The following is a 21576-nucleotide window of genomic DNA, read 5'->3' on the forward strand; positions in this document are numbered from 1 at the left end:
GCTCCGTGCTTTTTTGAATTCCGAATAGTTTGATGGAAAAATAATCATACTTCAGATAATTAGTGTCGGCTGGAAAGGGGTTCCTGGGGATTGAACAGCAAGGCTCGCGAAGACGGTACTGGGCTTACCGGAAAACTGGAGGAAGATCTGGCCTTGTTCCAAGGGAAGATGGAACGGTGCTCGGATGTGGAATACCATAAATTTACGCTGCAGTCCGGTAAACAGGGCTATCTCATTTTTATTGCGGGCATGACGGATGATACGAGACTGCAGATGGAAGTTATTGATCCGTTAAGCCGGATGGAATCGGAGCAGGATTTATCGGGGACTCTGAAGACGGCCGGGAACGGGGGGAACGCCAAGGATTTGTCCGGAAGCTCGTCGGATGCCGGGCAGTTAAGGACAGAAATGGAATTGGAACAGGGACTTACCGGCTTATGCAAAGGGGATACGATAGCGATCCTGGACGGCTGCCGGAAGATCCTTCTCGTCAGCTTAAGCAAATGGGAGCAGCGATCTGTTGAGGAACCGGCTTCCGAACCGGTCATTCGCGGTGCACGGGACGGGTTTACGGAAAGTCTGCAAACGAATACGACTCTGATTCGCAGGCGGTTAGCTACCCCGGATCTAAAGGTGGAGTCAATTCAGGTAGGCACCTTGTCCAAAACGGATATGGAGCTGGTCTATCTGGATTCCGTAGTCATGCCGGGGTTAGTGGATGAAGTCAAACAACGGATTCAAAGAATTGTAATAGATACCGTATTGGAGAGCGGTTATATCGAAGAACTGATCTGCGACAACCCTTTCAGCGTGTTTCCGCAAGTCATCAATACGGAAAGGCCGGATCGTGCGGTCAGCGGCATCGTGGAAGGCAAAGTGGTCATCCTTGTAGATAATACTCCTTTTGTTTTGGTGGTACCTGGATTATTTGTTGAAACGCTGCAGGCTAGCGAAGATTATTATCAAAATTATATTTTTTCGACGATGACCCGTTTTCTGAGATTGGGCCTCGCGATCGGCGCGTTGGTGTTTCCATCCATTTACATTGCCTTAACGACCTTCCATCAGGAGATGATTCCGGCCAGCCTGTTGCTTAGCATCGCCGCCTCGCGGGAGGCGGTGCCTTTTCCGGCCCTTATCGAGGCGATATTGATGGAGGCCTCTTTCGAAGGATTACGGGAGGCCGGCATACGGCTGCCTCGGCCAGTGGGGCAAGCGGTGAGTATCGTAGGCGCCCTGGTGATCGGCCAGGCCGCCGTTCAGGCAGGCATTGTTTCGGCGACGCTGGTCATCGTCGTTTCATTTACCGGGATCGCCTCGTTTATTTTCCCTATCTACAGCCAGGGATTAGCTTTTCGCGTTATGCGTTTTCCTATGATGCTTCTGGCGGGATCGTTGGGCCTGTACGGCATATTCCTGGGCCTGCTCGTTCTCCTGATTCATCTGGTTAAGCTTCGTTCCTTCGGTGTCCCTTATTTGTCGCCCATCATTCCTCTGCAGGCCGCCGGATTAAAAGATGTATTCGTACGTTTTCCATGGTGGAGCATGAAGGAGCGCCCCTTGCAGACCGGAAAGGCAAACCTTCGGCGGATGAAGGGGAATATGAGACCACGGCCTCCCAAATCGTAAGAACTGCCGGTGCCCGAGATATTTTCTGAAAGGAACACATTATGCGAAAAGCGGCTATTCTTCTGTTGATAGCGACCATGTCGATGAGCTTGACGGCTTGCTGGAGTAATCGGGAAGTCAACGATATCGCTATCGTTTCGGCGATCGGGATAGATCAAGGAAATAACGGGAACATCAGGCTCTCCTTGCAGTTGGCAGTTCCTCTGCTGATAGGAACCGGTTCCTCGCAAGGGGGAGCGGGGACAACTAAGTTGGCCGATACCTCCGGCTGGGTCGTCTCCGAGGAGGGGGCTACCGTCATGGAGACGTACCGGAGCATCCAGCAAAAGCTTCCTCGTCAAATTTTTTTCTCCCACTCAAGAGTCATTATCGTTGGCCATAGTATGGCCGAGAGCGGAGTAAGCCAGGTTCTGGATTTCTTTGAACGTTACCGGGAATCGCAGATGAAGAGCTACTTTGCCGTTTCGGCCACAACGGCTTCCGATGTATTGAATTATCTGCCAAAATTCGAAAGGTTGTCTTCAGAGGTGATTTTTGAGGAACTCAAGCGGCGTGTACTCCCTACGGTCCGGCTGGTCGATTTCCTGAACGCCTTGCAATCCGAGGGGGTGGAGCCGTTTGCGCCGATTCTGGAAATTACCGCATCCGAAAACGGGGAAAGCCCATATAAAAATTTGGTCATATCGGGGAGCGCCGTCTTCAAAGAAGACAAAATGATTGGCAAGCTCGATGATAATGAGGCGCGGGGCTTGCACTGGGTTCTCGATACAGTTAAAGAGGGCGTAGTGACGATAGAAATTGAAGAGGGCAGGCGTAAAGGAAGAATCAGTGCGGAACTGGAGAAGGTGAATGTTTCCCGAAAAATGAAGATAGGGGAATCCGGGAAAATGGAGGTAAGGCTTCATGCCGATGTGAGTGCAAATATTTATGAAAATACTTCCGACATGGATCTGGAAATTTCCGAAAACACGAAATCTGTGATTGATTTATTTAAAAAACAAATTGAAAACAGAATCACAGGATCCATCCAAAAGGTGCAAAGGGAATTGCAAAGCGACATTTTTGGATTTGGGCAGTCCATTTACCGCAGATATCCCCTGACTTGGAAAAAGTCTTATCGGGAGCAATGGGACACCTTGTTTTCAGAGATGGAAACCAAGATCGATGTGGATGTCAGGGTATTGCGCAACGGTCTTACTAATAAAACAATAAAGATCAGCGACAGCGAGGTGGAGCAAAAATGACGCAGATTTCGAAATATGAGATGTTTGCGCTGTTGGCGTTGTTTCAATTGGGAACCACACTTATATTTGGCTTCTCTTCCGATGCGGGGCGGGATGCCTGGATAGCTTCGGGGATTTCCACATTATTCGGCGCAGGACTGGTGCTGATCTACCTGTTTATTTTCAAGGCGACCGGAGGTTTGACACTGGTGGAGTGGTTTCCCTGGATATTCGGAAAATGGTTGGGAACTCCGCTGGCCTGGCTCTTTCCGTTGCTGTTTATTTATAATGCAGCGCGCATTATTAGCGATGTCCGTTTTCTTTTCCCGGTGACCATCTTGAACCGCACCCCCGATTGGATTATCGGATTTACTTTCTTGGGCGTAGTTATTTATGCTTTGCTGGGCGGGATAGAAGTGATCGCTAGACTGGCCGGCTTTTTCCTCCCGCTGATCTATATATCGATAATGTTGGAAGTCACTTTGCTGGCCTCTTCAGGCACGTTTCACTTTGCCAATCTGCTTCCCGTGGTTGGAGAGGGGTGGGGACGAATTTGGAAAGCCGTTTGGCCGCTCGGCCTTATGCAAACGTTCGGGGAGAGTATCGAGTTTGCAATAATTTGGAGTTATGTAGGGCAAAAAAAAGGGTTGGCGCTTTGGACGGCGGGAGGAACCCTATTGGCCGGCTTCAGCATTGCGTTGATGGACCTGTTAGCCGTTTCGGGTTTGGGAGAGATGGCGTTTCAACAAATGATGTATCCGGCATTTGCTTTGCTCAAGCTGTCCAATATCAATTATTTCGATAACCTGGATGCGATCGGAATTATTTATTTAGTGGTGAACGCTTTTATTAAAATGTCGGTGCATCTTTTCTCGGCAGCCGTCTGTTTGCGTTACCTAATTGGGGGGAAGAGCGAGAAGCCCATGGTCGTGACTGCGTCCCTTATGGCCTTGTTCGTATCTATGACCATGGTGATCAGCTTTACGGAGCATTTGCAGGTGGCGAAGCAAATCATCCCCTACCACGTGTGGGTTCCTATGTTTCTTGTATTGCCGGGCATTGTGCTGCTCGCTTTACCGGTTAGAAAATGGATCGCGGGGCTCAAGACATGATCAGACACTTTTTTTCCTGGGAATCCCGCAATCTTCTTGCCGCGCCTTGGAAGTTTCAGCTTACGCTGCTGGTTGGAGCGCTGCTCGGCTCCGTGATTACCTGGATTCGATGGAAAAAGAAAAGCAAGAAACGGAATTAGGACGCGGCTGATGCGATAAGTATGACTCTATTTCGTCGATAAAGTTACGGCGGTATGTGTGAGAACGGGGTTGGGGACGATATAACCGGAATCGATTATTCACGAATATGCCGGTAAAAATATACGAGTTAATGCCATATGCCCGGGGTATGTCGAGTCCGGAATGGTTAATAGAGAAGCCCTTGGCGATTTTTACGATGGTCTTGTTGCAAGGCATCCTATAGGAAGACTCGGCCGGCCGGAAGAAATCGCGCATGCCATTGTTTTTTTATGTGAAAATGATTTTGTAACCGGCACTTCATTACTTGTCGATGGAGGCTATACGGCGCAATAGACTGCACGCTCCCAAATAACTCAAACCACAAAAGATTGCAGGGTCACCGGAGAGGCTCCGGTTTCTCTTCAGTCTTTTTTATTTATCGAAAAATTTTTAGCCAGGATTGACAAGATGGAAATAGCTGCATATAATACAATTAACAAAACGTTAAATGTTAAAAGTTAAAAATGGCAGAAAGGAATCTTTGCTAATGTCGAATGAGCAAGCAATGCAGCAATACGATGTGAAAAAGTATAGAACCCCGGACGGTTATACTTCGGATATCGCGGTATTCTCGATTTTGCCCGAGAAGCGGGAAATGTTTAAACCGCCTGTCATGGATCTCAAACTCATGCTAATCAAGCGGAGTATGACGAACAGCGAAGGCAAGCTGAATATTGAAGCGGGAAAATGGGCTCTGCCCGGCGGATTCGTCGACCCGGCCGAGACCGCTTTTCAATCGGCTCAACGGGAGTTAATGGAGGAGACGGGGGTAGAGAATATTCATCTTGAGCATTTCGGGGTATATGATGCCCCAGGACGTGACCCGCGCGGATGGATCATTTCAAATGCCCATTTTGCCATCGTACCTGAACATCAGCTTGCCAAGCGTCAGGCGAACGATGACGCAAGCGAGGTAGAGTTGTTTTCCGTAAAAGAGGTTCTGAAGCTTGATCTGGCCTTTGACCATGCGGAGATTATCCGGGATGCGATTTCAGTAATCCGGCATAAGCTGCTTGAAACGACAGCGGCGAAGGACTTCTTGCCGTCAGAGTTCACTTATTCCGAGCTTCAAGCCGTGCTTTTGACCGTGACGAACGATTCAGCCATCTCTCTCGATGCCGCTTTTGCCAGAAAAATAAAGTCGCTGCCCTTCATCCGGGAGATCACCGGGAAGAAGACGACGCGGACTTCCAAAAAGCCGACCCAGCTCTACCGTTTTATTGATGCTGATGTGAATACATCGCTTTACCATTCCAGAAAGTAAATTCTTGATAATCATTTAGGGGAGGAAACGAAAATGACGAAGGAAATGAATGTGATCCATCGGGCTTTGATTAATATCGACTATACGTATGATTTTGTCGCCGAGGACGGCGCATTGACCTGCGGGGCTCCCGGGCAAGCCATTGAAGGGCCGATCACGGATATTACCCGCGAGTTTATACAGAATAATGATTATGTAGTTTTCGCCATCGATCTTCATAAGCAGGGAGACACGCTGCATCCTGAAACCAGACTGTTTCCGCCCCATAATCTCGATGGAACGAAGGGCCGTACGCTTTACGGGGAACTTGATGCTTTGTATCAGGCTAACAAGACCGCAGCGAATGTCTATTGGATGGATAAAACAAGATACAGCGCGTTTGCGGGCACCGATCTGGAGCTCCAACTCCGCGCAAGGGGAATCACGGAGCTCCATCTGGTTGGAGTTTGCACCGACATCTGCGTGCTCCATACGGCGGTGGATGCGTACAATAGGGGCTTTGACCTGGTGATCCATGAAGCTGCGGTTGCAAGCTTTGATCAGGAAGGCCATGCCTGGGCCTTGCGCCATTTTAAAGGATCGCTGGGCGCGGATATCCGACCCCATCATCTGAAGGAGGAGTTATAAATGAGCTACGTTGACGACAGTCTCGCCCTGCATACGGATAAATATCAAATCAATATGGCACAGGCCTATTGGAAGGACAATATTCACCAGCGTAAAGCGGTATTTGAAGTTTATTTTCGTAAAATACCGTTCCAGAACGGTTATGCCGTCTTTGCCGGATTGGAGCGGGTGATCCGTTACCTCTCGGAATTCCGCTTCACGGAGAGCGATTTGGCTTATTTAAGAGAAGAGGGATACGGCGAGGACTACCTTGCTTATCTTGAAGGTATTAGTTTTACGGGAAACGTGTTGTCGATGCAAGAAGGGGAGCTCGTATTCGCCAATGAACCGATTATGCGGATTGAGGCTCCGTTGGCGGAGGCGCAATTGATCGAAACCGCACTGCTCAATATCGTCAACTTTCAGACGCTGATCGCAACGAAGGCTTCGCGGATCAAGCAAGTGATCGGAGACGAAATCAGCATGGAATTCGGAACCCGTCGGGCGCAAGAAATGGACGCCGCCATTTGGGGAGCGAGAGCCGCCTACCTTGCGGGATTTGAAGCTACCTCGAACGTAAGGGCCGGCAAGCTGTTCGGAATTCCTACCGTAGGAACGCATGCCCATGCGATGGTCCAGGCTTACCGTGACGAGTATACAGCTTTCCGCAAATATGCGGAGTGTCATAAAGATTGCGTATTTTTGGTCGATACGTACGATACGCTTAAATCGGGTGTGCCTACGGCGATCGAGGTGGCCAAGGAATTTGGGGATAAGATCAACTTCAAAGGCATTCGTCTGGATAGCGGCGATTTGGCATATCTGTCGAAGGAAGCGCGGAGAATGCTTGATGAAGCGGGCTTCCCCGAAACGAAAATTTACGCGACCAACGATCTCGACGAGCTCACGATTATGAACCTGAAAGCCCAAGGGGCGAGAATCGATGTGTGGGGCGTCGGCACCAAGCTGATCACGGCCTATGACCAGCCCGCTCTCGGAGCGGTCTACAAATTGATTTCCATCGAGGATGAGCATGGAGAGATGGTCGATACGATCAAAATCAGCTCGAATCCTGAAAAAATATCGACGCCTGGCCGGAAAAGAGTATTTCGCATCATCAACAAAGGCAATCGGAAGTCGGAGGGCGATTATATCGCTTTGGAGCATGAAGAACCACAGCAGGAGGAACGCCTCAAGATGTTCCATCCCGTTCACACGCATATCGCCAAATTCGTAACGAATTTCGAGGCGAGGGAGCTGCATCAGACCATTTTTGCGGATGGAAAGCTGGTTTATAAGCTCCCTTTGCTGCAGGAAATCAAGCAGTTTGCGGCAGAGAACCTGAACGTATTGTGGGACGAATACAAGCGGCTGTTGAATCCGGCCGAATATCCAGTCGACCTCAGCCAGGAATGCTGGGACAATAAAATGAAACGGATTGAAGAGATCCGCCAAAAAGTGAGCGAAAACATGCAAGCCTGAGAAGGGAGACCGGGCTATGGGGAAAATCGGAATCTACGGATCCTCCTTCGATCCGATTACGAATGTGCATCTTTGGACAGCCAGCACGGTTGCCCATCGCTGCAAACTGGATAAGGTCATTTTTCTGCCATGCTCCAATAAACGGCCGGACAAATCGATGAATGTCAGCGATGAGCACCGTTGGAATATGATTTTGCTGGCCATTGCAGGGAATGATAAATTTGTCCCGGACGATTATGAAATGAAGCAAGCAGGCTGGGAAATCGCCACCTATTTGACCTTGCAGCATTTCAAGAACAAGTTTCCGGACGACGAAATCTACTTTATTATGGGCGCGGACCTGCTGCTGGATATCGGAGCGGGCAGGTGGAAGAAGTCCGAAGAATTGATTCGCGAGAACAAGTTTATTGTCATGGCAAGAGACGGAATCAACATGCTGTCGGCGATCAGCAAATCGCCGATTCTCCGAAATGCCGATGACGGTCATACCTTTCATCTTATTGACAAAGGGTTAGCCATGGAAATTAGCTCTACCTATATCAGGGAAGAGTTTCGGCTTGGCGGGGAACCCCGGTATCTGGTGCCCGACAATTGCTATTCTTATATTAAGAATCATCAATTATATAAATAGAGAGGAGAAGGAACAAGATGAATACACAAGAACAAATTATCGGGGCGTTGCAGGTAAAACCGGTGATTGATGTCAAAGAGGAGATCCGCGAGCGTATCGATTTTCTGAAGGCATATTGCAAAAAAGCGGGAGCAAAAGGGTATGTGCTGGGAATCAGCGGAGGGCAGGATTCGACGCTGGCGGGGCGGCTAGCCCAGCTTGCGGTCGAAGAGCTGCGGGCAGAGGGGCTTGAGGCTACGTTCTACGCCGTCCGTCTCCCCTATGGGATCCAACGGGATGAAGTGGACGCTAAGGAAGCTTTGGAATTCATTCAGCCCGATGAATCGTTCGAGTTTAACATTCAGTCCTCGGTGGACGCCTTTGCCGAACAATTCGCGGACATGGCCGGCAGCGGGATGTCGGATTTTAACAAAGGAAACGTCAAAGCCCGGATGCGGATGATCGCTCAATATGCGGTCGCCGGAGAGAAGGGATGCCTGGTGATCGGTACGGATCATGCGGCGGAGGCCATCACCGGCTTCTTCACGAAATTCGGTGACGGCGGCGCCGACGTTATGCCGCTGGCGGGGCTGACCAAAGGACAAGGACGGGAGCTCCTGAAGGAGCTGAACGCCTCGGAACGCTTGTACTTAAAGACGCCGACAGCGGATTTGCTCGACAACAAACCGTTGCAAGCGGACGAAACGGAGCTCGGATTGTCGTATGAGGTGCTGGACCAGTACCTTACGGGCAAAGAGGTTGAACCGCAGGCGAAGGCCAATATCGAAAAGCGGTATGCGGTGACGATGCACAAACGGGAACTTCCGGCTACGCCTTTTGACGAATGGTGGAAATAAACAATTAACATATAAATGGTACTCCCGAAAAGGGGCCTTAACCCGGAAAGTATGCGGTACGATACTGCCTGGGGGAAAGGCCCTTTTCTTTTTTGAACATTTTGGAGAACAATAACGGGTCTTCGTAACCGACCGATCTGGCGATGTCGCCGATCGAAAGCAGGCTGTTGCCCATTAATCCGCAAGCCTTGTTCATCCGGAAAGCAATTAAATATTCCTGGATGCTGGAACCGGTCCGGGATTTGAAAACAGCGCACAAATAGCTTCGGTCCAGCCCGACAAAATTGGCAATTTGGGAAATACTGATTTTGTTTCCGTAATTGGTGCCGATGAAATCAACCACTTTATTAACATACTTGTCCTGACGATCGTCCTTCCTGGACTCCGGGGCATGGGGCGGATTGGTTTCGGCCATATGGGAGAACAGCGAGTACAGGAGCGAGGTCAGCTTCAAATCGCGTCCGCTCGGGAGGGCTCTGGAATCATGCATATGCCGGATACAACGCTCCACGGTATCGGGGTCGATACGATCCAGAATCGGAGATTCCATAGACAGTCCGGCCTGCCGCAAATAGCTTTCCGCCTGGATGCCTTGAAAGCCTGCCCAGGCATAGGTCCAAGGATCGGCGGCATCGGCCCGGTAATAAGTGACGGCTTCCGGAACAATGAGAAAGGCCTGGCCCTTTTTGAGGTGATAGGTACGGTTCCCCGTTTCGAAAATACCTTGGCCATCAAGTATGAAATGAATGAGGTAATGATCTCTTACGGCAGGCCCGTAATCATGCTGCGGCCAACACTGCTCTAATCCATATTGCGTAATATGCAGATCCAAAAATGAGGGGTTGCCTGCCAGGTATTCCATCATAATGATTCAGTCCTCTATATTCAATCAAGTACAATGACATATTTAACGTACAATATTATCGGAAAATGTACAATCATCTATCATTATGCCATATTTCCATAGTCATGTTCCATTTACTGCGGGGAAGGCCCGGCTTTAAGATGGAGAGAGCACATTTCCTCAAACTATTTTAAGGAAAAGGGGATCAACCTTATATGGCTATTCGTTACTATGAACAAGAAGGAATTTTTCATCTGCAATCGGAGCGGATGAGCTATATTCTACAAATCGTAAACGGCTATCCGGCACACGCTTATTGGGGCAAAAAGCTGCGTATGGAAGAGCATCCGCAAAGTCTGATCAATATGGATGGCCCGCTTCTTCTGGATCGTCTTCCGCAAGAGTATCCGCAATACGGTTCGGGCGATTTCCGCAATCCGGCCTATCAAGTACGGCTGGAAGACGGATCAAGAATTACGGAGCTAGTATATCAGGGATACCGTATTATTGCCGGTAAACCGCAACTGGAGGGCTTGCCGGGTCTCTATACCGAGAGTGATGACGAGGCCGAAACTCTAGAGCTGGAGTTGAAGGATGAGTACACCGGTCTTGCGGTGACGCTCAGTTACAGCGTGTTCCGGCATTCTGACGCGATCGCCAGATCGGTCCGATTTGAAAATAAAGGCGGGCAGAGTCTTCAGCTTCTGAAGGCGCTCAGCGCGAGCGTGGATTTGCCGCGCTCGGACTTGGACATGATTTACCTGGCCGGCTCCTGGTCCCGTGAAGCGCATATTCAGCGGCGACCGCTGGGTCCCGGCGGAACTGTCATCGAAGGCCGCAGAGGCGGGATGAGCGGGCACCAGTTGAATCCGTTTATTGCTCTGGCCGAGCCGGGAGCGGATGAGGATCATGGGGAGGTTTACAGCCTTAGCTTTGTATACAGCGGAAATTTCGCGGCAGTTGCAGAAGTGGATTCCTTCAAATCGACCCGGTTCTCCATCGGTCTTAATCCGTTCGATTTCACCTGGGTTCTTGCGCCGGGACAAACGTTTCAGACACCGGAAGCCGTTATGGTTTACTCGGCGGACGGCTTGGGAGAGATGTCGAGAATGTATCACCGCTTGTACCGTACGCGGCTGAGCCGCGGCGTACACCGGGATCGGGAGCGGCCGATTCTAGTGAACAATTGGGAAGGCACCTATTTCGATTTTAATACGGAAAAGCTGATAGACATAGCAAAAGCGGGCGCGGAAATGGGCATTGAGCTGTTTGTACTGGATGACGGCTGGTTCGGAAAACGGGACAACGACAGAACGTCTCTTGGAGATTGGACGCCGGATTTGAGAAAATTGCCGGGAGGACTGACGGAAGTCGCGGAAAAGATCAATGCATTGGGAATGAAGTTCGGTCTATGGTTCGAGCCGGAGATGATCTCCCCGGAAAGCGAGCTGTACCGCAAACATCCGGACTGGTGCCTGCATGTGGAAGGCAGACGCAGAACGGAAGCAAGATGGCAGCTGGTGCTGGACTACTCGAGGCCCGAAGTGCGCGAATATATTTATGAGACGCTGAGCGGCATCTTCAGCACGGTTCCGATTGCGTACATCAAATGGGATATGAACCGTAGTTTGACGGAGATCGGTTCGGCTGCGGCTGCACCGGAACACCAGTCGGAGATCGCTCATCGTCAAATCTTGGGTCTCTACGAGCTGTTGGAACGGCTGACCTCCCGCTTTCCTGATATTCTGTTCGAGAACTGCAGCAGCGGCGGCGGCCGATTCGATCCCGGCATGTTGTATTACATGCCGCAAACCTGGACCAGCGATGACACCGATGCGGTGGAGCGGCTGAAGATCCAGTACGGAACCAGCCTGGTCTATCCGGTCAGCTCGATCGGCGCCCATGTATCCGCAATACCGAACCACCAGGTGGATCGGATGACCCCGCTCAAAATGAGAGGCGACGTCGCGATGTCCGGGAATTTCGGCTACGAGCTGGATCTGACCAAGTTCACGGAAGAAGAAAAGGAGATCGTCAAGGAGCAGGTGAAGGAATATAAGGGGATTCGCTCGCTGGTACAGCAGGGCGACCTATACCGGCTGCTCAGTCCGTTCGAAAGCACGGAGTCGGCATGGATGTTCGTTTCGCCAGACCGGAAGGAAGCGATCGCTTTCTTTTTCAGAGTATTGGCCGAACCGCATCCGCCGGAGAAAAGATTACGCTTCAAAGGCTTGAATCCGGAGTTAGACTATTCCGTGGAGGGTCTGGACGGCGTATGGCCGGGTGACCGCTTGATGAACTTTGGGCTCGTGATCCCCGAGCTGAAGGGCGACTACGCCAGCACGAAATTCAAGTTGAAGGCGGTGGAGCGTTAGTTCGCTTCGCAATCAATTAATCAAAGTGAAAAGGATCAAGCGGAAGGGGAGCGATACCCCTTTGCTTGATCCTTTTTCTTTTAAGAATACTCGGGGAACTGAAGAGAGTCACATAAAATTGTCGTAATACCATACTCCGAAGAAGAACAAAATGCCAAAGACGCATAGGAGGGCAAATCCTCCTAAAATTAAGCTGATTACGGAAAGCCCGAATGCCTTTGCGGCTTTGCGCATTAATTGTTTCATTTGCTCTCCCCTCCTAATTGCATCATATATTATCGGTACTGAAGGATCAACGATCAATGGCAAGTGGCAGCCCGGCCTTCTTTTTTCACCCTGTCCAGCATAACCTGTATAGATGTTCCGCCGTGGACAAAGCAGGGGGGATGAAGGAATGCTGCGGTTTAGAAGGGGATTTCGCAGCCGGAGAAGAAGATGGCACAGAGGGCGGCGAAGGGGGCCGCTTAGCAGGCGAAAGATTTGGCTTGTCGTCCTGGCCATTACGTTTATTGCCATTTTTCAGTTTTTTCAATATGTCGAGCGCCATATGAAGGAGCCGATCATGCATCTGGCGAAAATCCGGGTGAAGCAAATCGCCACGGAATCGATTAATGAGGCGATCACCTCGCAGGTCGCGAACGAGCAAGAGGTGGGGAACTTGATCGATTGGAAGACCGATGATGCGGGGAAGGTTTCGGGCTTCATGCTGAACTATTCCGCTCACATGCGAATTACTTCCGATACGATTCAGACGGTCCGGACCACGCTCGACGAGGTTTCCCGGTTATCGGAGCACATCCCGCTTGGGCAGGCGCTCGGCAGTCCGATTCTTGCCTCCTTCGGACCCGGGATTCCAATCAAGATCGAGCCGAAAGGCGACGTTAAGGTCGATTTAAACACCCGGCGGCAGGATGCAGGCATCAACAATATTTTAGTTGAGGTTTATCTGCGCGTACGCACGGAACTTGCCGTCGTGGTGCCTTTTGATATGGAACCGCAGGCCGTGGAGACGGAGATTCCGGTATCTTATCTGCTCGTTGTCGGCGATGTCCCTATGTATTATTACGATGGCAAGGGGAATCCAGTGGGAGATCAGGCCGGTGCGCCGAATATCGCGCTGCCCGCAGTTCCGGAAGATTCGGGGACCAAGGTGCAATCCGATGAAGCGGAGAAGGACTCCTCCGGCACGGATGGAGAGGCAGGAAACACGGGTAGCGGGAGTAAAGGCGACGGAAATGCAGGGAGTGCCGAAAGCCCGGAACAGTCCGACAGTCATAAATAAAAAAGACGCCCACCAGGGCGTCTTTTTTATTGTAAAGGGCGGATCTATATGAAGAAGACAGGGCAGGGGTCACTTTTTTAGGCGGTCCGCTCTTTCCCACTGTCGTAGAAGCGGGTAGGGATTGAATGCCCATTCCGTCGTCCCGGTGTCCCGGTAAATTCCGTAATGAAGATGCGGCGCGAATCGTCCTTGGGTCCCGGGAGGCCCGTATCCGCTGCTGCCAACCCAGCCGATCGTTTGACCGGGTTCGACGATGTCGCCGACCTCGATCTTTTTCTCGTAGCCTTGCAAATGGGCGTAGTAATGATATCGGTTATTTAAATCCCGAATACCGATCCGCCAGCCGCCATAGGGGTTCCAGCCTTTCGTCTCGACGACTCCGTAACAGACGCTGCGGACAGGTACGCCATAGGAGGCGAATAAGTCGGTGCCTTCATGGGTTCGAAGGCCGCCCCAGCCCCGTCGATCGCCCCATGTGTCCCGGAAGGTGTACACACTTTTCACTGGAAGGGGGAATGCGCTGGCCAACAGATCAACCCGGCCGTAGGTTTTATAGATTTTTGCAAACTGGCGAATTCTCGTTACCGAGGAGTCATTCTGGTAATAACGCCATAACGCTATGCGAAAATCCTCGTCCTCATACCCGAAGCTGCTAAGATAGGTTGCTAGCGTGAACAACGCATCCCGGTCGTTACTGGGATCCGCCGCTCCGTCGGCGGTGGCGTCCTTACCGAGACCGCCGAATAATCCGATCGTCGCGGGAACCGTATCCTCGGGATTGGGGTTAAGCGGTCCGGCCCAGACAGCGCCTTTGAAATTAAGGTCCACAAGCCGTTTTTTTGTGGACTCCATCTTTTTTCGCGGGGTGATCGTGCGTTCATATTGATCTATCGCTGCAAGCCAGTACCAAGGAATCTGTGTCAGCATTCCGGTCTCTTGATACAGGGTCTGCCTTAGTTCGTGAATGCTCTTGCCGGCGGACGTTGCCGGTGTTCCGGGAGCCTTGGCGGCAGCCGCGCCAAAGCCGGGGACCGTCGACAGCGAGGTAAGCACCATAACGCAGATAAGGATGCGAATGATTTTACCGCCGGAAATAACAAAAGATCTCAAGGAAGATCTCCTCCTTTGGTTGGGTTGGCTGTCACTTAGGTTGATGCAAAGGTTGTGTTTTTATTCCAGTTTTAGTGCAGATTTCATAATTTTGAGGAGGCAGGGGAATTATGAAATTGGCGAAGCATCCAAAGATGACTTTTTGAACAACCTTTTAAAGTAGGTATTTCCAGTGAATTCATGATATAATAAATGGCGCTATAGCTTATTCCACAAGAAGGAAGGTCTCCAGATTTGCCAAAACCCGTGAGTGAACCTAAACCAGACTGGATTCGAATTAAGCTGACAACCGGAGATAATTATCAGGACATTAAAAATATGATGCGCTCCAAGACGCTGCATACCGTCTGTGAAGAAGCGCGGTGTCCCAATATATATGAATGCTGGGCTAACCGTACGGCCACTTTTATGATTCTGGGCGAAACCTGCACCCGTGCTTGCCGCTTCTGTGCGGTGAATACCGGAATGCCGACCGAGCTCGATCTGGAGGAGCCGAAGCGGGTAGCCGAGGCGGCTGAAAATATGAATTTGCAGCACTGCGTAGTGACAAGTGTCGCCAGGGACGATCTGAACGATGGAGGAGCCCGGATTTTTGCGGAAACGATTCATGCCATTAGAGGGCGTTTGCCTCTGTGCTCCGTGGAAGTGTTAATCCCTGATTTTCTCGGAAATGAAGAGTCGCTGCGAATCGTAATGGAAGCCAAACCCGATATTTTGAACCACAATATTGAAACGGTAGAGCGGATGTCGGACCGGGTCCGGGCCAAGGCGAAATACCGTCGGTCCCTCGAATTGCTGCAGCGCGCCAAGGCGATGAAGCCGTCCATTCCTACGAAATCGAGCATTATGCTTGGGGTAGGCGAAGAATGGGACGAAATTTTGCAAGCGATGGATGATCTGCGTGCTGTGGATTGCGATATTTTGACGATCGGCCAATACTTGCAGCCTTCCCCGCAGCATCTGCGGGTGGAGAAATACTATACTCCGGAGCAGTTTGCGGAGCTAAAACAAGAGGGCTTGAAGCGCGGCTTCAGCCACGTGGAGTCCGGACCGCTAGTCCGCAGCTCCTACCATGCCCATGAGCAGGTCAAATCGGCGAAGAGCCATAAAGAAGGTGCATCCGCTTCCGTTTAGCGGGTAAGGAGGTATGGCGATTGATTCAAATCGGCGGCAAAAACTATGAACTGATTCAGAATTACAAGGATGCCTGGGATCTGGAAGCATTTAAGCAAAGATACAGTGAGGTCCTGGATAGATACGATTATATTATCGGGGATTGGGGTTACGAAAAGCTGCGCTTAAAGGGCTTTTTACGCGATAATCACCCAAAAGCAAATCGCGACACGGCTTACTCGGGCATTACGGACTATATCAACGAATACTGCAATTTCGGATGCAAATATTTTGTGCTCCAGAAAGTCAAAGAAAATACCAAAGAAAACGTCCCGGCAGCAAAACAGCCGTCAGGCGAAGAAAAAACGGTTCCCGAATCTTGATCGGGGCCGTTTTTTTATTTCCAGCGGAGCAGAATAACTCTCTGGAGATTTAACGGCCATGGTGGCCGTTATTTGCGGTCAAACAGGCGGTTTGAAAATCTAACGGACACCAGGGGCGTTAAAGTGTAGAAAAAGTGACTTTTTGAATGAAACAGTGGCTAATAGCGTCTCTCATGTCCGTTAGCGTCTAGAAAAGTAAAATTTGGGGCAGTTAGCGGCCCTCATGTCCGTTAGCATGTTAGATTGTTAGATCACCGCAATGAATGAAGGTTTTGAAGGTTCTAAGTTAGAACAAAAGGAAATAAAAAGAACCCGAAGCCAAATGGCCCAGGTTCCAAGAATGATGCTTATAATTGCGATGACGATGTGAGATGGCGATACGATAAGCTTATTTGGATAAGTGAAGCGTGCCTTGTTTGAAGCTCCATTTGATGTCAGGGAACTTCTTCTGGAACTCATGAATTTCCACATAGGTTTCCCCATCGATCATTTTGGCGGTTTTCGCCGCGATCGTAAACCCGGCCTTGCTTCCGGCGGCATTCGTGACGGTCAGCTTCTGGGTGGAAGCACTCCACGCTACGTCGCCTTTGAGCAGCGCTGCAAGAATACGGGAAGGGACATAGAGTTTGTCGCCGCTTTGCAAGGTATCGACATAACCGCTAAAAGCCACGCCGTTAATAGTTAGTGAAGAAGCATTACCGCTTAGTTCAATGGTTCTTGCTCCCGCCTTGTTCAAGGCTGTGATCAACTGGGCTGTAGCGTTATTCATCACTTCGATGTCCGGCTTAAGGCCGACATGATTGAAGTCCTCCCGCTTCGGCGTAAAGTACCGCTGAACCGTAAGCTTCAGGGAGCTGCCGTTGGAGAGCGTAAAGACGTTTTGAATTCGTGCTTTTCCATAGGTTTGAGTCCCTACAACTGTTGCAATCCCATTATCATGCAGGGCACCTGTTAATATCTCGGAGGCGCTGGCGGTCAATTCGTTAGTTAAAATGACAACCGGCATTCCGATATCTTGTCCGCCGGAAATGGTCACCGCTTCGAGTTCACCGTTTTGTCCGGACGTGTACATTAATGTACCGCTCTTCATAAAATACTTGGCGATGTTGGCCGCCGAATCCACGTATCCGCCAAGATTGTCCCGGAGATCCAGCACCATCGATCTCATCCCCGCCTTGCGGAGCTTGTCCAGCTCGGCTGCAAATTCCTTGTCCGCATTCTCGGAGAAGGAGGATAAGGTGATATAGCCGATTCTGCCCGACGGAATGTAGCTTCCCGTAACGGAAGGAAGGGAGAAATGAGACCGCTTGACGGAGAGCGAGAGGTTCTGGTTGCCGCGGGTTATTCCCAAAAGCACTTTCGTATTCTCTTCACCCTGTATCCGAAGAATATCCTCGCCGGTTTTGACCGGTTCCCCGTCAACCTTGGCAATGATATCTCCCTTCTTCAGCCCCGCGGAACCGGCTGGGGAACCGGGCAGCACATCGGTTATATACAGCTTGTTCCCGGTAAACCGGAGTGTTACTCCAATGCCGACGAATTCCTGATTCACGCTGTCTTCGAATTCCGCCAATTCTTCAGCGGTGTAATAATCGCTGTAAGGATCATCCAAGGTGTAAACCATTCCCCGGATCGCGTTCTCGAGAAATAACTCCCTGTCTGCTCCCTCGATATTATAAGCGTCCAAATAATTAAGCACTTCTTGAATAATCTCCATCTCGGAGGTTTGCCCCGCCTCTTCGGCGGCTTTTGCACTGTCCGCCGCTGCGCCCGCCGCTTGGGGAAGGCCCAGCAACGGAATCGCCAGCAGCGGAATGAGGGCTTTGCGGTAAAACTTGTTCAATTTCATAAATGATTATCCTTTGCTAAAAAAGTGTTAGCCCAGGAAAGCGTTCCGGACCCGGTTCCAGAAAGGGAAAGGCCGATAACGCACGAAGCTGATTTTTTGTGCGGCCACCTGGCAGCGGACGGAAATCAGATCATCCATAGGCAAATTAATGTGGTCTACAGTAAGCAGCAGGTTCTGCTCTTTTCTGGAATAAATATCGCAATGATGATGCTTCGGCAGCACCAGAGCGGATCCCATGGTCCGGAAAACCCGGTTATTGATCGAAGCGATTTCCGAGATTTGCAAAGCCTCGATGGAAGGGTGGATCATGGCTCCCCCCAGACTTTTGTTATAGGCCGTACTGCCGGATGGGGTGGAAACGCAAATGCCGTCACCGCGGAACATCTCGAACAAATGATCGTTAATATCCACCTGGGCTACGACGGTCCCGTCAACGCTTTTGAGAGTAAACTCATTTAAGCATATATAAGATGAAGTTCCCGATTTTTTGCGAATTTCCAAATCTACGAGCGGATAACGGACAATCCGGGGCTTTAGCATCCCTTCATCTTTATGGCTGCTCATCATCCGGATCAATTCGGGAATTTCATCCGCTTTCCAGTCGGCATAGAAGCCGAGATGTCCGGTATGAACGCCTACAAAGGCGATTGAAGGAATCCGGTCGATGAAAGTATGAAAGGCATGAAGCATCGTGCCATCACCGCCGATCGATACGACGATATCCGGAGATTCGGCATCCAGTTGCAGTCCTTGCTCGGACGCCATTTTATGGAAGGATTCGCTTAAGTCAACGGACAACTGATCTCCGCGGTCCAGAACGTAATATCTCAAGATGACAGGCTCCTTTATTTTTCCTTTTGTAACGATCATAATCAATTCCGAAACAGAACACAACGTTTCATTTTCCTGCCCGCTTCCCTATTCCCGGCACGATCCGGTGAATGATTCCGGCAAGCAGCGAGACAATAACGAGTGAGGCGATGAGGACCACCATCAGTGAAATCATTTTCGGAACGCCTCCCCATCCGAAGAATATCGTCCCTGTTTCTGAAGTTAGCGGGAAAAAGGCGGGGAGATGGCCCATCAGGGGGTTCCATATCAGAAGCAGAAGAACTGCGGACAAAACGGCATGAATCAGGCGGGCGATTAGGAATGGCAAATAGCGAAGATCCGCTCCGTTCAAGATGCTGGCCACCTGGGCATGGACCGACAGTCCGCCCCAGGACAGAATAAAGGCGGCGGCCGCGGCCTTGAACATAAGCGGAACTCCCGCAGGAGCCGCCGCTGCCTTGGCGCCAAGCGTTACTTCAAACAGCCCGCCGACCAGCGGCTCTGCGAGATCGGAGGGCAGGGCGACAGCCGGGAGCAGCAGCCGGACGCCGGAATACAATACGTTCATGACATGGGAGGCCGTTAATACCTCCAGGACGACGGAGAAAAATACGACCAATCCGCCGACAACGGTCATGAGCTGCAGGGAAGAACCGACGGCTTGTCTGAGCAATTCGCCAAGACTGCGCCCGTCCTGCAGCCTTGCTTCATGCATCGCCTTCAGCGCGGTCCGGAGACTGAATGAGGGGCGGGGGGTCTTTGAAGAGGGCTGCTCTTGGTTGCCAGCTCCGCCCTGGGTCCCGTAAAAGCGCATCAGCACCCCTAGCAGCAACGCGCTACCATAATGGGAAATGGCTAGGATGCCAGCCAGTTTAGGATTACCAAAAAAGCCGACCGACACGGCGCCGATCAGAAAAATAGGGTCCGAAGATGTTGTGAAAGCGACGAGGCGCTCTCCCTCTTCACGGCTAACGAGCCGCTGTTCTCTTAGCTTGGTAGCCAACTTGGCACTGACGGGATAGCCGGAGGCAAAACCCATGGCGGCCACAAATCCGCCGCTTCCAGGAATACGGAACAGCGGCTTCATCAGCGGATCCAGCAGCTTGCCGAGAAAATGCACGATTCCGAAGCCAAGCATGACCTCGGAAATGACGAAGAATGGAAAAAGGGACGGAAACAGCACGTCCCACCAAATGGCGAGCCCTCTTATTCCGGCTTCCCACGAAGCGCGAGGGAACGCTAGCATAAGCACCGCCATAAACAGCGTTGCGGCGATCAAGGATAGAGTGCTCCATCGCTTTAAATTCATTAGTAACGCCTCCACTAGGATCTTAGTGAAGTGTATGTATTCGAAGGGACAAACAGCACCAAAAAACAAAGAAAGCGATTACAAAAAGAGGCTGTATTTTTCGTTTCTTTATGTTAAAATGTGCCTATAAAGTCGAACATGGATGGAGTGTTGAAGATGAGCTTTGTCGCCGGTGTTCTCGTTTGCGCCTTTGTATACGTCATTCGCGCCTCTCTAGTCCGTTCCGGTGAAGAGGATTGGCGCAGTTACTAGACATTCCTCTGCTCAAGAGGTCACTTATACGTAGAAGCTCCGTTTCGGAGCTTTTATTTTTTTTTGCCATAAGTTTGGTATAATAAGGACAGTATAAACTTTTTTTAATAATTCGTATGAAAGATGGAGATATATTGAATCCAAGTTTAAGCATTTACGATAATTTGGGCGGAGCTGATACCATCCGGCGGCTGGTGGAGGCGTTCTATCCGAAAGTGCAGGAGAATCCTCTGCTCGGTCCGCTTTTTCCCGATGATATTTATCCGGTGATGGAGAAGCAGTATATGTTTCTCTCGCAATTTTTTGGGGGGCCGTCCCTATACTCCGATGCATACGGTCATCCGATGATGCGGGCTCGTCATCTCCCTTTCCCGGTCACGCCGGAACGGGCGGAAGCCTGGCTTGGATGCATGCGCAATGCTCTGGAGGAGATAGGGGTCGAGGAACCGCTGCGGGAATTCGTACTTAAACGTTTGTCGGGCCCAGCTTTTCATTTCGTCAATACAACAGAGGAATAACGCGCACTTATTTTAGACGGATACGAAAGGAAGTTAATCCTGTGGAATTAGAACCTCTTTACCAGATCAAGGTGACATGCAGCCATTGCGAAGCCGTTTTCTCAACCTCACGTGTGCGTCAGAGCTTTAAACGGGCTATACGGACGGATACGGATTTTTGCGGATATTACCGGGCGGAGAATCCGGATTATTATGTAGTGCGGATTTGTCCTTCCTGCGGATTCGCGTCGACGGAAAATTTCAATCCAAAAATTAACGATATGCAGCGGAGCCGGTTCCAGGAAGTCATCGGAAAACGGTTCGTACAACGTGATTTCGGCGGATATCGCGATTGGAATACGGCCCTCGAAACGTACAAATTGGGATTGTTATGTGCTCAAACGATCGGGGAAAAGGATCGGATCGTCGCGAGCCTGCTGCATCATATTGCCTGGCTTTACAGGTATCAGGACAACAAGGAGCAGGAGCAGCGGTTTCTGAAATATTCCCTGGACTCCTATATCCGGGTTTATGAAAATGAGGATATGCAAGGCAGCGATGCCCGACTGATGTACCTGATCGGTGAGCTTCATCGCCGGACGGGGAATAACAACGATGCGGTGAAATGGTTCTCCCGCGTCATCAATGACAAGCGGATTATGGACGCGGCCATGATTCGGGCCTGCCGGGAACAGTGGGCTTTGCTTCGCGAGGAAATGCTGAACGGTGGGCAGGAATTGCCGGAGGAAATGCGGGGTTAATGTAACC

At 50.6% G+C, this 21576-nt stretch carries 21 protein-coding genes and 1 pseudogene; 16 read left to right on the forward strand and 6 right to left on the reverse strand.

Features of this window, described 5'->3' with window-relative positions; genetic code table 11:
- Positions 1-90 precede the first annotated feature (90 nt).
- The 10 genes and pseudogenes from KJS57_RS18315 to nadE all read left to right on the forward strand — a co-directional run bounded on the left by KJS57_RS18315 (position 91) and on the right by nadE (position 8963).
- A complete protein-coding gene (locus KJS57_RS18315) occupies positions 91-1629 on the forward strand; it encodes a spore germination protein (protein WP_244861617.1) in 1539 nt (512 codons plus the stop codon).
- Between the two features lie 41 nt (positions 1630-1670).
- Positions 1671-2873 carry a Ger(x)C family spore germination protein gene (locus KJS57_RS18320; protein WP_213655898.1) on the forward strand — a complete coding sequence of 401 codons (1203 nt, stop codon included), beginning with the start codon at positions 1671-1673 and terminating at the stop codon, positions 2871-2873.
- A complete protein-coding gene (locus tag KJS57_RS18325; RefSeq protein ID WP_213655899.1) occupies positions 2870-3964 on the forward strand; it encodes a GerAB/ArcD/ProY family transporter in 1095 nt (364 codons plus the stop codon). Before KJS57_RS18320 ends, KJS57_RS18325 begins: the two co-directional genes overlap by 4 nt.
- Entirely contained in the window at positions 3961-4104 is a 144-nt protein-coding gene (locus tag KJS57_RS18330; RefSeq protein ID WP_213655900.1) for a hypothetical protein, read from the forward strand. Before KJS57_RS18325 ends, KJS57_RS18330 begins: the two co-directional genes overlap by 4 nt.
- A gap of 88 nt (positions 4105-4192) precedes the next feature.
- Positions 4193-4438 (forward strand): annotated as a pseudogene (locus KJS57_RS18335) (SDR family NAD(P)-dependent oxidoreductase); the annotation flags it as partial.
- Between the two features lie 193 nt (positions 4439-4631).
- Positions 4632-5408 (forward strand): NUDIX hydrolase, encoded by a 777-nt coding sequence (locus tag KJS57_RS18340; RefSeq protein ID WP_211025717.1) that lies wholly within the window; start codon positions 4632-4634, stop codon positions 5406-5408.
- 33 nt (positions 5409-5441) lie between these two features.
- Positions 5442-6035, forward strand: a complete 594-nt coding sequence (locus KJS57_RS18345) for a cysteine hydrolase family protein (RefSeq protein WP_373316840.1) — start codon at positions 5442-5444, stop codon at positions 6033-6035.
- Positions 6036-7496, forward strand: coding sequence for a nicotinate phosphoribosyltransferase (locus KJS57_RS18350; RefSeq protein ID WP_213655901.1), 1461 nt, complete (start codon positions 6036-6038; stop codon positions 7494-7496). It abuts the gene before it with no gap.
- 16 nt (positions 7497-7512) lie between these two features.
- Entirely contained in the window at positions 7513-8127 is a 615-nt protein-coding gene (gene nadD, locus KJS57_RS18355; RefSeq protein ID WP_213655902.1) for a nicotinate (nicotinamide) nucleotide adenylyltransferase, read from the forward strand.
- Between the two features lie 17 nt (positions 8128-8144).
- Positions 8145-8963 (forward strand): NAD(+) synthase, encoded by an 819-nt coding sequence (gene nadE / locus KJS57_RS18360; protein ID WP_213655903.1) that lies wholly within the window; start codon positions 8145-8147, stop codon positions 8961-8963.
- A gap of 37 nt (positions 8964-9000) precedes the next feature.
- On the opposite strand, the gene KJS57_RS18365 is transcribed toward nadE, so the two are convergent.
- Positions 9001-9828, reverse strand: a complete 828-nt coding sequence (locus KJS57_RS18365; RefSeq protein WP_213655904.1) for an AraC family transcriptional regulator — start codon at positions 9826-9828, stop codon at positions 9001-9003.
- 194 nt (positions 9829-10022) lie between these two features.
- On the opposite strand from KJS57_RS18365, the gene KJS57_RS18370 reads away from it, so the two are divergent.
- Positions 10023-12182, forward strand: a complete 2160-nt coding sequence (locus KJS57_RS18370; RefSeq protein ID WP_213655905.1) for an alpha-galactosidase — start codon at positions 10023-10025, stop codon at positions 12180-12182.
- 108 nt (positions 12183-12290) lie between these two features.
- On the opposite strand, the gene KJS57_RS18375 is transcribed toward KJS57_RS18370, so the two are convergent.
- A complete protein-coding gene (locus KJS57_RS18375; RefSeq protein WP_211025729.1) occupies positions 12291-12428 on the reverse strand; it encodes a hypothetical protein in 138 nt (45 codons plus the stop codon).
- 148 nt (positions 12429-12576) lie between these two features.
- On the opposite strand from KJS57_RS18375, the gene yunB reads away from it, so the two are divergent.
- Positions 12577-13464, forward strand: coding sequence for a sporulation protein YunB (gene yunB / locus KJS57_RS18380; protein ID WP_213655906.1), 888 nt, complete (start codon positions 12577-12579; stop codon positions 13462-13464).
- Between the two features lie 69 nt (positions 13465-13533).
- Here the strand turns inward: yunB and KJS57_RS18385 are convergent, their stop codons facing one another.
- Entirely contained in the window at positions 13534-14520 is a 987-nt protein-coding gene (locus KJS57_RS18385) for a M23 family metallopeptidase (RefSeq protein WP_213655991.1), read from the reverse strand.
- A gap of 288 nt (positions 14521-14808) precedes the next feature.
- Here KJS57_RS18385 and lipA point away from each other — a divergent pair, with 288 nt between their 5' ends.
- Positions 14809-15708, forward strand: a complete 900-nt coding sequence (lipA, locus tag KJS57_RS18390) for a lipoyl synthase (RefSeq protein ID WP_211025734.1) — start codon at positions 14809-14811, stop codon at positions 15706-15708.
- Between the two features lie 20 nt (positions 15709-15728).
- Positions 15729-16070, forward strand: coding sequence for a YutD family protein (locus KJS57_RS18395; RefSeq protein WP_213655907.1), 342 nt, complete (start codon positions 15729-15731; stop codon positions 16068-16070).
- Positions 16071-16458: 388 nt separating this feature from the next.
- Here the strand turns inward: KJS57_RS18395 and KJS57_RS18400 are convergent, their stop codons facing one another.
- The 3 genes from KJS57_RS18400 to spoVV form a co-directional block, all read right to left on the reverse strand.
- Positions 16459-17919: a S41 family peptidase gene (locus KJS57_RS18400; protein ID WP_211025926.1), complete on the reverse strand. Its 1461-nt coding sequence runs from the start codon at positions 17917-17919 to the stop codon at positions 16459-16461.
- A 27-nt stretch (positions 17920-17946) separates the two neighbouring features.
- On the reverse strand, positions 17947-18750 hold the full coding sequence (locus tag KJS57_RS18405) for an NAD kinase (protein ID WP_211025928.1): 804 nt from the start codon (positions 18748-18750) through the stop codon (positions 17947-17949).
- Between the two features lie 67 nt (positions 18751-18817).
- Positions 18818-20059 (reverse strand): dipicolinic acid transporter SpoVV, encoded by a 1242-nt coding sequence (gene spoVV / locus KJS57_RS18410; protein WP_213655908.1) that lies wholly within the window; start codon positions 20057-20059, stop codon positions 18818-18820.
- Between the two features lie 386 nt (positions 20060-20445).
- Here spoVV and KJS57_RS18415 point away from each other — a divergent pair, with 386 nt between their 5' ends.
- Together KJS57_RS18415 and KJS57_RS18420 are read left to right on the forward strand one after the other, a co-directional pair.
- On the forward strand, positions 20446-20829 hold the full coding sequence (locus KJS57_RS18415) for a globin domain-containing protein (RefSeq protein WP_211026016.1): 384 nt from the start codon (positions 20446-20448) through the stop codon (positions 20827-20829).
- A gap of 41 nt (positions 20830-20870) precedes the next feature.
- Complete coding sequence (locus KJS57_RS18420) at positions 20871-21569, forward strand: DUF2225 domain-containing protein (RefSeq protein WP_211025932.1); 699 nt, start codon at positions 20871-20873, stop codon at positions 21567-21569.
- Positions 21570-21576: the final 7 nt, after the last annotated feature.

The organism is Paenibacillus vini (assembly GCF_018403325.1).
Taxonomy (GTDB): Bacteria; Bacillota; Bacilli; order Paenibacillales; family Paenibacillaceae; genus Fontibacillus; species Fontibacillus vini.